Here is a 14,346-nt window from a genome sequence, read left to right as displayed (position 1 = left end):
GGCGTACGCGAGGGGCGCGGCCTGTTGCCAGTCGCGGCCGTTGAGGTTGCCGACGAGCCAGCCGAGGGGGGGCGGGGGGGGGGGGGGGGCGCCGCCGGCGGCGGGGGTGGCTGGGGGGGCGGGGGCGGAGGAGGGGGCGGCGTCCCGTAATCGTCCTGATCGTCCTGCGGATGCGGCGTGCCGTACGCGTCGTCCTGCGGGTGCGGCGTCCGGTAGGGCACATCGTCCTGCGACGCTTCCTGCGGCGCTTGCGGCGGGTGCGGTGTCCGGCCCGGTGCTTCCCGCAACGCTTCCTGCGAGGCTTCCTGCGGTCGCGGTGTCCCGTACGACGCTTCCCGCGGGTTCGGGGCGGGCGGGCCGAACTCGCCGGGCCGGCCCGGTGCGGCCCCGGGCCCCGGCCAGGGGCGGGGCCCGGCCCCCGCCCCCAGCGACGCGCTGCTGAAGGGCACAGGACCCGACTGCACCGGCGCGTCCTGCGGCTCCAGGTCCAGCAGCGCCACCGCCGACCGGCTGACCTCACGCACCAGCCGGCCCCGCCGCCAGCCGCCCGCCACCATCGCCGCCGCCCCGCCGGGAGCCAGCGCCCGGGCGAGGTCGGCCGGGGCCGGCCGGTCCGCCGGGTCCTTGGCGAGGCAGCCCGCGACCACGTCGCGCAGTTCGCCCTCCAGGTCGCCCAGTTCGGGTTCCTCGTGGACCACCTTGTAGAGGAGTACGGCGGAGGAGTCACCCGGGAAGGGGGCCGCGCCCGTCGCCGCGTACGCGAGGACCGCGCCCAGCGAGAAGACGTCCGCCGCACCGGAGACGTCCCGGCCGCGGATCTGCTCGGGCGCCATGTAGCCGGGCGAGCCGACGGAGACCCCGGAGGAGGTGAGCGAGACGCTCGCGCCGAGGGCCCGGGCGATGCCGAAGTCGATGAGGCGGGGGCCGTCGAGGGCGAGCAGCACGTTGGAGGGCTTCACGTCGCGGTGGACGATGCCCTGGGCGTGGACGGCCGCGAGGGCCTCGGCGAGCCCCGCGCCCAGGGTGCGTACCGCGTGCTCGGGCAGCGAGCCGTGCTCGGTGATCGCCTGGGAGAGCGGGGGACCTGCGACGTAACCGGTGGCCACCCACGGCACCGGGGCGTCCGGGTCGGCGTCCAGGACAGGGGCGGTCCACTGGGCGCCGATACGCCGGGCGGACTCCACCTCGCGCCGGAACCGGGCACGGAACTGCTCGTCCAGGGCGAAGTGCGGGTGGACCACTTTCACCGCGACCGTACGGCCGCCGGCGCTGCGCCCGAGGTAGACCCGGCCCATACCGCCCGCGCCGAGCCTGCCGAGCAGCCGGTAGGCACCGATGGTGTGCGGTTCGCCCGCTTCCAGCGGCTGCATATGGACTCCCCCTGTGATCCCTGCGGACGGTGGACCCGTGGACGGTATTCCCTCTGGACGCTCCGGAATCCCTGTGACCGGTCCGGACCCGGACCGAAGCCTAGGGGGCGCCACCGGCGCGGTCACCGGGAAACGGCCGGACCATTCCCCCTTCTCCGGTCAGGAGGGGATCTTTTCGCCCCGGGAAAAGGCGCGAATGTGTTGTTGCGCCGCCCGCCTTTCCGTGGCCGGCGGGCGTATCCGAGAGGCGTATCAGGGACGCGTATCCGAGAGGCGTATCCGTGAGGCCCAGGAACGGGAAAGGGAATTCCCTCCTTTCCCAGGTGCGGGCGGGCCGGCTTCAGCCGCCGAGCAGCTCCACATGGACGTCGGCCGGGTATCCGGTGTCCCGGCCCGTACGGCGGGCGAACTCGCGGACGCCGGCCAGCTGGTCCGGGCCGAAGCGGAAGTCGAGGGTCGTGAAGTACCGCTCCAGCACCTCCGCGTCGAAGGCCTCCCAGCGGGCCGCCTGCTCCGCGACCTTGGTGACCTCCTCCAGCGAGAGGTCCCGGGAGGCCAGGAACGCCTCGTGGACCTGGGCGGTCCGCTCGGGGTGCGCGGCGAGGAAGTCCTTGCGGGCCGCCCAGACGGCGAAGACGAACGGCAGCCCCGTCCACTCCTTCCACATCTGGCCCAGGTCGTGGACCTGGAGCCCGAGGCGCGGGGCGTCGTGCAGGTTGGCGCGCAGCGCGGCGTCGCCGATCAGCACGGCGGCGTCCGCCTCCTGCATCATCAGGCCCAGGTCGGGCGGGCAGGTGTAGTAGTCGGGCCGGACGCCGTAGCGCTCGGCGAGCAGCAGCTGCGCCAGGCGCACCGAGGTGCGGGAGGTCGAGCCGAGGGCGACCCGGGCCCGGTCGAGCTGCTCCAGCGGGAGCTGGGAGACGATCACGCAGGACATGACGGGCCCGTCGCAGCCGACCGCGATGTCGGGGAAGGCCACCAGGTCGTCGGCGTTGCGCAGGTACTCCACGAGGGTGACCGGGCCGATGTCCAGGTCCCCCCTGATCAGCTGCTCGCTGAGCCGCTCCGGGGTGTCCTTGGAGAGCTCCAGGTCGAGCAGGGTTCCGGTCCGCGCCAGGCCCCAGTAGAGGGGGAGGCAGTTCAGGAACTGGATGTGGCCGACGCGGGGCCGGCTGCGACGGTCGTCGTCGCCTTCGCGGGGGGAGACGGTTGAATTGTCCACATCGCGAGGCTAGACCCGCATCCGCCCGTGAGCACCACCGGGGCCGCGCGCCCCGTCCCGCGCCCCGCCCGCACTACGCCCCGCGCCCCTGGCGGAGGGCCTGCCGGAGTCCCTCGTACGGCCCTCGCGCGGCCCACCCGCCGGACGCCCGACAGGGGTGGTCAAACCTTCGAGTGAAGTGATCTTTCCCTCTACCGCTCTCCGGAGACTGCGTGCTAGGCTCGCCCGCAAGTTGCAGTTTGGTTTCCCTTGCAGTACAGAGCCTGCGGAGCATGTAACCCGCAGGCTTTTGTAGTTTTCAGACTTGTTTGCAGGTTCTGGAGCAGGGCAACCCTTTGGCCCAAGGAGGGCTTATGGCTACCGGAACCGTCAAGTGGTTCAACGCTGAAAAGGGCTTCGGCTTCATCGCCCAGGACGGCGGCGGCCCGGATGTCTTCGTTCACTACTCCGCGATCAACGCGTCCGGGTTCCGCTCCCTCGAGGAGAACCAGGTCGTGAACTTCGACGTCACTCAGGGGCCCAAGGGTCCGCAGGCTGAGAACGTCACCCCGGCCTAGTTGCCCGGGTCGGTCGATCGCGGCCGTACATAGCAGTACCCAAGGAGCCCCGCTCCCCCGCTTCGGCGGGGGAACGGGGCTCCTGCCTGTATACGGTCCGGTACTCGGCCCTACGGTCCGGGGCCCGCCCGGCGACGCTTGACCTTGACCCCGTGTGAAGGGGTCCTGTGGGAGCCATCATGTTCACCATCGGAGACTTCGCCCGGTACGGGCGGGTGTCGCCCCGGATGCTGCGTCATTACGACGCCATCGGGCTGCTGCGCCCGGACCGCACCGACCCCGCCACCGGCTACCGCTTCTACGGCGCGGCCCAGCTCGCGCGGCTCAACCGGATCATCGCGCTCAAGGACCTCGGCTTCACGCTCCAGCAGGTGGGGGCGGTCCTGGACGAGCAGGTGGGTCCGGAGGAGCTGCGCGGCATGCTGCGGCTGCGGCGGGCGGAGCTGGCGGAGGCGGCGGCTGCGGCGACGGCGCGGCTGGCCCGGGTCGAGGCGAGGCTCCGGTCGATCGAGAGCGAGGGGCACATGCCTGCCGACGACGTCGTGATCAAGACCGTTCCGGCGGTCCGGGTGGCCGAGCTGACCGGGACGGCCGCGAGCTACCAGCCCGAGGACATCGGACCGGCGATCAGCCCGCTGTACGAGCGGTTGTTCCCGCTCCTGGAGGGCGCGGGCGTCCGGCCCACCGGTCCCGGGATCGCGCGGTACGAGGACGAGCACGGGGGCGGCGGCGGGATCGTCGTGCACGCCGGGGTGACCGTGTCGGCCCCGGTGGGCGCGCTCGGGGACACAGGGGTGCGGGTGGTGGAGCTGCCGGCGTTCGAGGCGGCGACGATCGTGCACAGGGGCGCGATGGACGACGTCCTGCCGGCGACCCACACCCTGGCCCGCTGGCTGGAGGCCAACGGCTACCGCTCCACGGGGTACGCCCGCGAGGTCAACCTGGAGTGCCCGCCGGACCGCGGGCAGTGGGTGACGGAACTTCAGGAGCCGGTGGCGAAGGCCTGACGCGCGGGGCCCGCCGTACGGGGAGGGGGTCACGGCCCCCTCCCCGTACCCACCGCAGGCTCAAGGGCCCGCCCAGAGCCCGTCCTCCGTGAGCCCCAGCAGCTCGATCGCGTTGCCGCGCACGATCCGGTCGACGACGTCCGGGGCGAGGTGGCCCATCTGCTCCTCGCCGACCTCGCGGGAGCGGGGCCAGGTGGAGTCGGAGTGCGGGTAGTCCGTCTCGTACAGGACGTTGCCGACGCCGATCGCGTCGAGGTTCTTCAGCCCGAAGGCGTCGTCGAAGAAGCAGCCGTAGACGTGCTCGGCGAAGAGTTCGGACGGCGGGCGGTGGACCTTGTCGGCGACGCCGCCCCAGGCCCGGTTCTCCTCCCAGACCACGTCGGCGCGTTCCAGGATGTACGGGATCCAGCCGATCTGCCCCTCCGCGTACATGATCTTCAGGTTGGGGAAGCGTTCGAACTTGCCGCTCATCAGCCAGTCGACCATCGAGAAGCAGCAGTTGGCGAAGGTGATGGTGGAGCCGACGGCGGGCGGGGCGTCGGCGGAGGTGGACGGCATCCGCGACGAGGAGCCGATGTGCATGGCGATGACGGTGCCCGTCTCGTCGCAGGCCGCGAGGAACGGATCCCAGTCGTCCGCATGTATGGACGGAAGCCCGAGATGGGGAGGTATCTCGGAGAACGCGACGGCGCGCACGCCCCGCGCGGCATTGCGCCGTACCTCGGCGGCGGCGAGTTCCGCGTCCCACAGCGGGACGAGGGTGAGCGGGATGAGGCGGCCGTGCGCCTCGGGGCCGCACCACTCCTCCACCATCCAGTCGTTGTAGGCGCGCACCCCGAGGAGCCCCAGCTCGCGGTCCTTCGCCTCGGTGAACGTCTGCCCGCAGAAGCGCGGGAAGGTCGGGAAACAGAGCGCGGACTGGACGTGGTTGACGTCCATGTCGGCGAGCCGGTCCGGGACCGAGAAGGAGCCGGGGCGCATCTGCTCGTAGGTGATGATCTCCAGCTTGATCTCGTCCCTGTCGTAGCCGACGGCCGTGTCCAGGCGGGTGAGCGGGCGGTGCAGGTCCTCGTACACCCACCAGTCGCCCACCGGCCCGTCGTCGCCCTTGGCGCCCATCACGGGCGCGAACTTCCCCCCGAGGAAGGTCATTTCCTTCAGGGGCGCGCGGACGATGCGCGGGCCGGAGTCGGCGTATTTGGACGGGAGCCGGTCCCGCCAGACATGAGCGGGCTCCACCGTGTGGTCGTCCACCGAGATGATCTTCGGGAAGGTCTCCATGCGTTCCACGGTAGCGTCGATCTGACGACCCGTCAGTAATTGTGCGCGCATTCGCGACGGGCAGGGTGCGGGCACGGTTCCCCAATCGTTGTCGAGGGCTTGTGCAGAGCGTCACCCACTGCTGACGTGTCCACCCGAGACAAGGCAGACTGTTGAGCGCGATACCAGCGGTACCGCGCCATCCGGATGCGCACCGCACTTCGGCGCAGGGCGGACATTCGGGCGCGGGCACCACCGGCAGGATCCGCAGACGAGCGGGACCGGCAGGCGAGCAGGACGAGCGGGACAGGGGGGCGTCAATGGACCGTGACAGCGGGCCACGCGTGCGCGTACCGGAGCAGCGCGCTCCGGAGAAACCGGTTACGGCGGACGCTCTCAGGTTCACCGTGCTCGGCCCCGTACGGGCCTGGCGGGGCTCGGAGCTGCTCTCCTCCGGCTCGCCCCAGCAGCGCGCCCTGCTGACCGCGCTGCTGCTGCGTGAGGGGCGGACGGCCACCGCGGGCGAGCTGATCGACGCGTTCTGGGGCGAGGACCCGCCCTCGCAGGCGCTGGCCACGATCCGGACATACGCCTCCCGGCTGCGCAAGATCCTGGGCCAGGACACCCTGGTGAGCGAGTCGGGCGGGTACGCGATCCGGATCGACCGGGGCGCACTGGACCTCACCCTGGCCCAGGACCTGGCGGCCGAGGCGGAGAAGGCGCGGGCGGCCGGGGACCGGTGCCAGGCGCGCACCCTGATCAACAAGGTGCTGGGCCTGTGGGACGGCGAGGCGCTGGCCTCCGTGCCCGGCCCGTACGCGGACAACCAGCGCACCCGGCTGGAGGAGTGGCGGCTCCAGCTCACCGAGACGCGGCTCGACCTGGACCTGGAGGTCGGCTGCCACGCGGAGGCGGTGTCCGAGCTGACCGCGCTCACCGCGGCGCACCCGCTGCGGGAGCGGCTGCGCGAGCTGCTGATGGTGGCGCTGTACCGCAGCGGCCGGCAGGCCGAGGCGCTCGCGGTGTACGCGGACACGCGGCGGCTCCTCGCGGAGGAGCTGGGCGTGGACCCGCGCCCCGAACTGGCCCAGCTCCAGCAGCGGATCCTGCGCGCCGACGAGGAGCTGGCCCGCCCGGCGGACGAACCGGCGCCCGCGCCCGCGCCGTTGAAGCCGGCGCAGCTCCCCGCCACCGTACCCGACTTCACCGGCCGGTCGGCGTTCGTGGCGGAGCTGGGCGGCCGGCTGGCCACGGCGGAGGGCTCGGTCATGGCGGTCTCGGCGGTGGCCGGGATCGGGGGCGTGGGCAAGACGACCCTGGCGGTACACGTCGCGCACCAGGCCCGCCGGCACTTCCCGGACGGGCAGTTGTACGTGGACCTCCAGGGCGCGGGAGCGCGGGCGGCGGAGCCGGAGACGGTCCTCGGCTCGTTCCTGCGCGCGCTGGGCACGGCGGACTCGGCGATCCCGGACACGCTGGACGAGCGGGCCGCGCTGTACCGCTCGACGCTGGACGGCCGCCGCATCCTGATCCTCCTGGACAACGCCCATGACGCGGCCCAGATCCGCCCGTTGCTGCCCGGTACGCCGGGGTGCGCGGCGCTGGTGACGAGCCGGGTGCGGATGGTCGACCTGGCCGGGGCGCATCTGGTGGATCTGGACGTGATGTCGCCGGAGGAGGCGCTCCAGCTCTTCACCCGGATCGTGGGCGCGGAGCGGGTGGGCGCGGAGCGGAAGGCGGCCCTGGACGTGGTGGCCGCGTGCGGCTTCCTGCCCCTGGCCATCCGCATCGCCGCCTCCCGCCTGGCGGCGCGCCGCACCTGGACGGTGTCGGTGCTCGCCGCGAAGCTCGCGGACGAGCGGCGCCGCCTGGACGAGCTCCAGGCGGGGGACCTCGCGGTGAAGGCCACGTTCGAACTCGGCTACGGCCAACTGGAACCGGCCCAGGCCCGGGCCTTCCGCCTCCTGGGCCTCGCGGACGGCCCGGACATCTCCCTCGCCGCGGCCGCCGCCCTGCTGGACCTGGACCCGCACGCGGCGGAGGACCTCCTGGAGGCCCTGGTCGACACGAGCCTGGTGGAGTCCGCGGCCCCGGGCCGCTACCGCTACCACGACCTGGTCCGCCTCTACGCGCGTGCGTGCGCGGAGCGGGACGAGCGGGCGGTGGAGCGGGAGTCGGCGTTGTCGCGGCTGCTGGACTTCTATCTGGCGACGGCTGCGGGGGTGTATGCGCTGGAGCGGCCGGGGGACCGGCTGGCCGATCACCGCGAGCCCACGCAGTACAGCGGGCTGACGTTCGCCGACCGGCACAGCGCTCAGGACTGGCTCTACACGGAGGCCAACTCGCTGCTCGCCTGCGTACGTCAGTCGTCGGGGCCCGGTGCTGTACGCCGGGCAGTCGATCTGCTCTGGGCCACCAAGGACCTCGCGGAGTCGGGCGCGAACTCCAAGCAGTACGAGGCCGCGGCGATCACGATGCGCGATCTGGCGCAGTCCAGCGACGACGCGCGGGCCGAGGGGCGGGCGCTGATCACCCTCACCAACGCGCGCCTGGTCGCGGGTCGTTTCGACCAGGCTGAGCGGGACGCGCAGCGTGCCATGCGGCTCGCCCACGCCGTGGACGATCCGCTGCCGAGCTGCTGGGCTCCGAACGACCTCGGCATCATCGCGCTGTACAAGAACCGCCACGCGGAGGGAGAGGCGTACCTGAAGCAGGCCATCGACAACTTCCGGGCCGACGGCAACCGCCCGGGCGAGGCGAGCGCCCTGTGCAACCTCTCCCGCATCCATCTGGCGATGGGGAACACCACGAGCGCGGTGGCCCTGGCCCAGCAGGGTATAGACATCTACGACGAGCTGGGCCACGCACTGCGCGGCGCGAACGGCCGTTACGCTCTGGGGCTGGCTCTCACGCAGAGCGGCCGGTTCGCCGATGCGACGGAGCAACTCCACGACGCACTGGCGGTGTTCCGGGACAGTCGACAACGCCTCTGGGAGGGTATGGCGACGTTCCGTCTGGCGGAGGTGGACCTGGCGGCCGGCCTTCCGGCGCAGGCAGCCACGAAGTCCGAACAGGCTCTCGCGATCCTGCGCGGCATCGGCGGGGAGTGGCGACGCGGCAACGTCCTCACCGTTCTTGGCCGGGCGCTGAGCGAGATAGGGCAGCCGGGCCGCGCCCAGGTGTGCTGGCGCGAAGCGCTGGACATATACGAGACGCTCGGCTCGGCAGAGATCGAAGCGGTACGAATGTTGCTGGTGCCAACGCTCCCCGGATGACCGGTGGCGAGCGTTCATCATTCGTTTATCGCGTACCGACACTGTGGTCCCAGTCGTTCCGTCGCGTCGGGGGGCAGACGGAGCGGTTTTGGCCGTAAAGGTACGTTGAACGGCCAGATGACACCCGCCCGGCAACCCGACGGGGGAGTTGCCGGGCGGGCTCGTCGAGTCCGTGCACAGCTATTCAGGAAGCTGGAGAACACCATGAGCGATGCGAAGAACATGCCGGTCGTCAAGCCGCTCGACAACCACGCCACCGGCGGGGAAGCCAAGCCGCAGGACAACCACGCGACCGGCGGCACCGTGAAGCCGCTCGACAACCACGCGACCGGCGGCACCGTGAAGCCGCTCGACAACCACGCCACGGGCGAGCCCGCCAACTAGACCTTCCCGACGGGGATACGGGGGAAGCGACCGAGGCGACGCCGAGGGGGAGCCGCCGCGGTCGCGGTACGGGGGAATGTGTGAGGGGCCCGAGTCGGGGGAAGCACTCGGGCCCCTCCCGCATGTCCGGCACCGGCTCCTACAGCCCCCGCAGCTCCCCCTTCACCACCTTGCCGCTCGCGTTGCGCGGGAGCTCCGGGACGAACTCCACCGCCCTCGGGACCTTGAAGTTCGCCATCTCGCGGCGGGACCAGGCGATCAGGTCGTCCGCGGTGAGCGTCGCGCCCCGGCGGCGGACCGCGTACGCCTTGCCGACCTCGCCCAGCCTCGGGTCCGGGACGCCGATGACCGCGACGTCGGCCACGTCCGGGTGGAGGCCGAGGAGCTGTTCTATCTCGGCCGGGTACGCGTTGAAGCCGCCCACGATGAACATGTCCTTGATCCGGTCCGTGATCCTGAGGTTGCCCGCCGCGTCCAGGACGCCCACGTCGCCGGTGCGGAGCCAGCCGTCGTCGGTCATCGTGGCGGCCGTCGTGTCCGGGTCCTCGTAGTAGCCGGTCATCACGGTGAAGCCGCGGACCTGGACCTCGCCCGGCGTGCCCGGTTCCGCCAGGACGCGGATCTCGGTGCCGGGGATCGCGCGGCCCGAGGTCGTCGCCACGATCTCCGGTGCGTCTCCCCTGCGGCACATCGTGACGATGCCGCTCGCCTCGGAGAGGCCGTACGCCGTGAGGACCGTGGCGATGTGCAGTTCGTTGCGCAGGCGTTCCACGAGCTGGAGGGGGACCACCGCCGCCCCGGTGACGACCAGGCGCAGGGCCGACAGGTCGTGCGCCGCGCGTGCCGGGTGGTCCAGCAGGGACTGGTGGAGGGTCGGCGGGCCGGGCAGGACCGAGATGCGTTCCGCCGCGATGTTCGCCAGCACCGTGTCCACGTTGAACACCGGCTGCGGCACCATCACGGCCCCCCGCATCAGGCAGGCGATGATCCCCGCCTTGTAGCCGAAGGTGTGGAAGAACGGGTTCACGATCAGGTAGCGGTCGCCCTCGCGCAGGCCCGCCAGCTCGCTCCAGATCTCGTACGCGCGCAGCGTCTGCGCGTGGGTGATCACCGCACCCTTGGGGGCTCCCGTGGTGCCCGAGGTGTAGATGATGTCCGAGGGGGCGGACGGGGCGATGGCCGCCGCCCGTTCCCGTACGGCGGAGACCGGTACGTCCGCCCCGCCCGCCAGGAAGTCCGGCCAGCTCGTGTAGTCCTCCGGGGCCGTGTCCGCCAGCACCACCACCCGCTCCAGGTCCGGCAGCTTCACCTCCGCCCGGCGCAGCGACGCCACGTACGACGTGCCCAGGAACGTGCCCGTCACGAACAGCAGCCTCGCCCGGCTGCGTCGCAGGATGTACGCCGCCTCCGTGCCCTTGAAGCGGGTGTTGAGAGGGACCAGCACCGCGCCCGCGCTCACCGCGCCCAGCGCCGAGACGATCCACTCCGTCGTGTTCGGGGCCCAGATCGCCACCCGGTCGCCCGGCTCCACCCCGGCGTCGATGCACGCGGCCGCCGCACGCTCCACCCGGTCGCCGAGTTCGGCGTACGAGAGCCGGGTGCGGCCGTCGGCCACCGCTTCGGCCGGGCCGTAGCGCTCCGCCGCCGCACGTACCAGCCCCGGGATGTTGCCCCACTCCTCGTCGCCCCGCATCACGCGCCCGCCTTCCCGCCGCCGCACTAGCTGACTATCCGTCAGATTAGCGGTAGCCTCTGCCGCTGTCAGCAGGCGCGACAGTGCGGGAGGTCAGCGGATGGCGACGCTCAAGGACGCGACGGCGATAGCCGGGATAGGACAGACAGCCTTCGCGAAACGGCTCCCGGAGTCCGAGAAGACGCTCGCCTGCCGGGCGATCCTGGCCGCCCTCGACGACGCGGGCATCGCGCCCTCGGAGGTCGACGGCTTCGCCTCGTACACCATGGAGGAGACCGACGAGGTCGAGGTCGCCAAGGCGATCGGGGCCGGGGACGTCACCTTCTTCTCCAAGGTCGGGTACGGCGGGGGCGGCTCCTGCGCCACCCTCGGCCTGCTCGCCGCCGCCATCGCCACCGGGCAGGCGAGCGTCGGGGTCGCCTGGCGGTCCCGGAAGCGCGGGTCGGGCCCCCGCCCGTGGAAGAACACCGCCGTCCAACTCCCCACCCCCGCACAGTGGACCCGGCCCTACGGGCTGCTCCGTCCCGCCGACGAGATCGGCATGCTCGCCCGGCGCTACATGCACGAGTACGGGGCCACCCGCGACCACCTCTTCAACGTCGCCCTCGCCTGCCGCAACCGGGCCAACCAGAACCCGGACGCGATCATGTACGACCGGCCGCTGACCCGCGAGATGTACATGACCTCCCGCTGGATCAGCGAACCGCTCTGCCTCTTCGACAACTGCCTGGAGACGGACGGGGCGTTGGCCTGCGTCATCGTCTCCGCCGAACGCGCCCGCGACTGCCGGCAGAAGCCCGTCTACCTCCACTCCGTCGCCCAGGGACTACCCGCCCAGCACCACGGAATGGTCAACTACTGGAACGACGACCCGCTCACCGGACCCGCCTGGACGGCGGCCCGACAGCTGTGGAAGCAAGCCGACTTCGGGCCGGACGACGTGCATGTGGCCCAGATCTACGACGCGTTCACCCCGCTCGTCCCGCTCTCCCTGGAGGGCTACGGCTTCTGCGCGCGCGGCGAGGGCGGCGCGTTCACCGAGGGCGGGGCCCTGGAGAGCGGCGGGCGGCTGCCCGTCAACACCGGCGGAGGCGGTCTCAGCGAGGCGTACGTCCACGGGTTCAACCTCATCACCGAGGGCGTCAAGCAACTGCGCGGCACCTCTACCGCCCAGGTGCCGGACGCCGCCACCTGCCTGGTCACCGCCGGTGAGGGCGTGCCGACATCCGCTGTCCTGCTGAGGAGTTGAGGCGATCCCATGAGCATGTCCGATGCCGATTCCCTGCTGCTGCCCGTCATCGACGAGGACGGCGCACCCTTCTGGGAGTACGCCGCCCGGGGCGAACTCCGCGTCCAGGCCTGCGCCTCCCCCGCCTGCGGCGAGCTCCGCTTCCCGCCCCGGCCCTGCTGCCCGCACTGCGGGTCCTTCGACAGTGACTGGCGGCTGATGAGCGGGCGCGGGCGGCTCTGGTCGTACGTCGTCCCACATCCGCCACTCCTGCCCGCCTACGCCGAACAGGCCCCGTACAACGCGGTGTTGGTGGAGCTGGCCGACGCCCCGCGGATCCGGATGGCCGGGAACGTCGTCGCCTCCCCCGATGCGCCGCTGAACTCCGTCGATCCGGCGCGGCTGCGGATCGGGGCTCCGGTGCGGGCCGCGTTCTGCCCGGCGGGGCCCGGGGACCAAGTGACGCTCGTGCGCTGGCTCCTGGAGCGGTGAGCGATGGCCCTGCGCACGGAGAGGGACAAGGACACCGGGCTTGCGCTCGTCACCCTGGACCGGCCGGCGAAGCTCAACGCGATCGACCTGGACACCGCCGGGGAACTTGCCGCGCTGTGGCGGGAGTTACGGTACGACGAAAGCGTACGGGCCGCCGTCCTCACCGGGGCCGGGACGCGTGCCTTCTGTACGGGGATCGACCGGGGCGTCGAGGTCCCCCAGCCTCCCTCCCCGTACGCCCTCGACGATCCCCTCCTGCGCATCGGACCCAAGGCGAACGACCTGTGGAAGCCGGTGATCGCGGCCGTGGAGGGGATGGCGTGCGGCGGGGCGTTCTACCTGCTGGGGGAGGCGGAGTTCGTCGTCGCGTCCCGGGAGGCGACCTTCTTCGACCCGCACACGACGTACGGGATGGTCTCGGCGTACGAGGCGATCGCGATGGCCCAGCGGATGCCGTACGGGGAGGTCGCCCGGATGTCCCTGATGGGCACCGCGGAACGGGTGAGCGCCGAGCGGGCGTACGCGGTCGGGCTGGTCAGCGAGGTGACGGAGCCGGGCGGCGCGGTGGCGGCGGCGCTGCGGGCGGCGGCCGTGATCGCCGGATACCCGACGGACGCGGTGCAGGGCACGGTCCGGGCGGTGTGGGCGGCGAAGGAGGCCGCCCGTACGCAGGCGATGGCCCAGGCCCCGGCGCTGGTCGCCCTGGGCAACCTGCCCCCGGACCGGCAGGCGGAGCTGTTCGCGGCGCGGGGCGGGGGCGGGGCGCCTCGGGTGCGGTGAGCGGGTGACCGTGCGGTCAGACCACCTTTGCGGTCACTTCGCAGCGCTTGACCTTGGACACCTTGCCGGGGCTCTCCATCCGTACGGTGAGGGTGCGCACCTCGCCGCCGTCGAGATTCGCGGTGGTCTCGGCGGTGTCCACGGTGTTGCCCACAGCGTCGACGAACCGCACGTCGATCTCGTACGCCTGCGAGCCCGGCTCGTTCGCCCGCAGCTCGACCAGCGACGAGGTGACCGCCTTGCGCTTGCCCTTGCGCGGCGTGGCGCAGCGGATCACCCGGACGGCGGGGGCGTCGGACGCGGAAGGCGTCGGGGTGCCGTAGGACGAGCCGGAGGACGAGGAGTCGTCGTGGTCGTCGTCGTAGTCCGTGTCGCGGTAGCCGTTGTTGCTCTTCTTCGAGCTGGAGCAGCCACCGCCGCCCGAGCTGCTGCTCTTTCCGCTCTTGCCCTTGCCGCCGCTGGTGGAGGTGGTGGTGAATCCGGTGAGCGCGAGCACCACCACGACCAGGACCGCCGCGAGTTTCATCTGTCGCCGCATCATGGATGCAGCCCCCCTTGAGTTTCGTTGCCGTACGTCGAGTCCGATGGCGTGCTGTGTGACCCCCAGCATGCCGTGCGGGACTCCCTGTTCGGGTCATGACCCTGTCACGGTCTGGTCATGGTCTGCGTGGCGGGGGTGATCCTCCCGGCGTAGCGTCGGTGACGGGGGCCGTTCGCGTACGCCCCTGGAGGACTGACGATGATCCGCAACATCCTCGGCTCCGTCGTCGCCCTGGCCGGGGCCGCCTCCGCCGTGCTGAGCCCGTTCCGCGACTGGTACGGCGGGCGGGTCGGGCGGGACTACGGGGTGCGGGACCTCTTCGAGGGGATCACTCCGGTGGAGTCGGGGGTGCTGGTCTCGATCCTGCTGCCGTTCCTGGCGGCGGCGCTGCTGGTGAGCTTGGGCGTGGTGCTCCGGTCCCGGCTCGTGGTCGCCCTCGCGGGCCTGGTGGTACTCGGCTTCACGATCCTGTGGATGGTCCGTCAGGGGCAGGCGGCGGGGTCGCGGGTCTGGCTCTTATACACCTAAACCACCCCC

General features: G+C 72.0%; 12 protein-coding genes and 1 pseudogene. 8 read left to right on the top strand and 5 right to left on the bottom strand.

Annotated features, from left to right (window positions below):
• Together JS521_RS26545 and JS521_RS26540 are read right to left on the bottom strand one after the other, a co-directional pair.
• Positions 1-1,370: serine/threonine-protein kinase (locus tag JS521_RS26545; protein ID WP_239487862.1), on the bottom strand; the 1,370-nt coding region annotated here is incomplete at its 3' end.
• Between the two features lie 340 nt (positions 1,371-1,710).
• Positions 1,711-2,592 (bottom strand): menaquinone biosynthetic enzyme MqnA/MqnD family protein, encoded by an 882-nt coding sequence (locus JS521_RS26540; protein ID WP_205085498.1) that lies wholly within the window; start codon positions 2,590-2,592, stop codon positions 1,711-1,713.
• Positions 2,593-2,945: 353 nt separating this feature from the next.
• Here JS521_RS26540 and JS521_RS26535 point away from each other — a divergent pair, with 353 nt between their 5' ends.
• Positions 2,946-3,149, top strand: coding sequence for a cold-shock protein (locus JS521_RS26535; RefSeq protein WP_003967102.1), 204 nt, complete (start codon positions 2,946-2,948; stop codon positions 3,147-3,149).
• Between the two features lie 179 nt (positions 3,150-3,328).
• A complete protein-coding gene (locus JS521_RS26530; RefSeq protein WP_205085497.1) occupies positions 3,329-4,156 on the top strand; it encodes a MerR family transcriptional regulator in 828 nt (275 codons plus the stop codon).
• Between the two features lie 60 nt (positions 4,157-4,216).
• Here the strand turns inward: JS521_RS26530 and JS521_RS26525 are convergent, their stop codons facing one another.
• Positions 4,217-5,437 carry an amidohydrolase family protein gene (locus tag JS521_RS26525; RefSeq protein WP_205085496.1) on the bottom strand — a complete coding sequence of 407 codons (1,221 nt, stop codon included), beginning with the start codon at positions 5,435-5,437 and terminating at the stop codon, positions 4,217-4,219.
• 299 nt (positions 5,438-5,736) lie between these two features.
• On the opposite strand from JS521_RS26525, the gene afsR reads away from it, so the two are divergent.
• Entirely contained in the window at positions 5,737-8,691 is a 2,955-nt protein-coding gene (gene afsR, locus JS521_RS26520) for an SARP-family global regulator AfsR (RefSeq protein ID WP_205085495.1), read from the top strand.
• A 204-nt stretch (positions 8,692-8,895) separates the two neighbouring features.
• Positions 8,896-9,075: a hypothetical protein gene (locus JS521_RS26515; protein WP_205085494.1), complete on the top strand. Its 180-nt coding sequence runs from the start codon at positions 8,896-8,898 to the stop codon at positions 9,073-9,075.
• A 139-nt stretch (positions 9,076-9,214) separates the two neighbouring features.
• On the opposite strand, the gene JS521_RS26510 is transcribed toward JS521_RS26515, so the two are convergent.
• The gene (locus JS521_RS26510) at positions 9,215-10,768 is read right to left on the bottom strand and encodes a FadD3 family acyl-CoA ligase (RefSeq protein ID WP_205085493.1); all 1,554 of its coding nucleotides are present in this window, start codon (positions 10,766-10,768) and stop codon (positions 9,215-9,217) included.
• A gap of 100 nt (positions 10,769-10,868) precedes the next feature.
• Here JS521_RS26510 and JS521_RS26505 point away from each other — a divergent pair, with 100 nt between their 5' ends.
• From JS521_RS26505 to JS521_RS26495, 3 genes are read left to right on the top strand one after another with little or no spacing between them, the layout of a single operon-like run.
• Entirely contained in the window at positions 10,869-12,017 is a 1,149-nt protein-coding gene (locus JS521_RS26505) for a lipid-transfer protein (RefSeq protein ID WP_205085492.1), read from the top strand.
• Between the two features lie 15 nt (positions 12,018-12,032).
• Positions 12,033-12,488 carry a Zn-ribbon domain-containing OB-fold protein gene (locus JS521_RS26500; protein WP_205085499.1) on the top strand — a complete coding sequence of 152 codons (456 nt, stop codon included), beginning with the start codon at positions 12,033-12,035 and terminating at the stop codon, positions 12,486-12,488.
• 3 nt (positions 12,489-12,491) lie between these two features.
• A complete protein-coding gene (locus JS521_RS26495; protein ID WP_205085491.1) occupies positions 12,492-13,268 on the top strand; it encodes an enoyl-CoA hydratase/isomerase family protein in 777 nt (258 codons plus the stop codon).
• A 16-nt stretch (positions 13,269-13,284) separates the two neighbouring features.
• On the opposite strand, the gene JS521_RS26490 is transcribed toward JS521_RS26495, so the two are convergent.
• A complete protein-coding gene (locus JS521_RS26490) occupies positions 13,285-13,809 on the bottom strand; it encodes a hypothetical protein (protein WP_205085490.1) in 525 nt (174 codons plus the stop codon).
• 198 nt (positions 13,810-14,007) lie between these two features.
• On the opposite strand from JS521_RS26490, the pseudogene JS521_RS26485 reads away from it, so the two are divergent.
• Positions 14,008-14,313: pseudogene (locus tag JS521_RS26485) on the top strand (hypothetical protein); the annotation flags it as partial.
• Between the last annotated feature and the right edge of the window lie 33 nt (positions 14,314-14,346).

Source organism: Streptomyces durocortorensis (genome assembly GCF_016901035.1).
Taxonomy (GTDB): domain Bacteria; phylum Actinomycetota; class Actinomycetes; order Streptomycetales; family Streptomycetaceae; genus Streptomyces; species Streptomyces durocortorensis.
The sequence above is the reverse complement of the archived record's forward strand: the minus strand, read 5'-3'. Positions and strand labels throughout refer to the sequence as shown.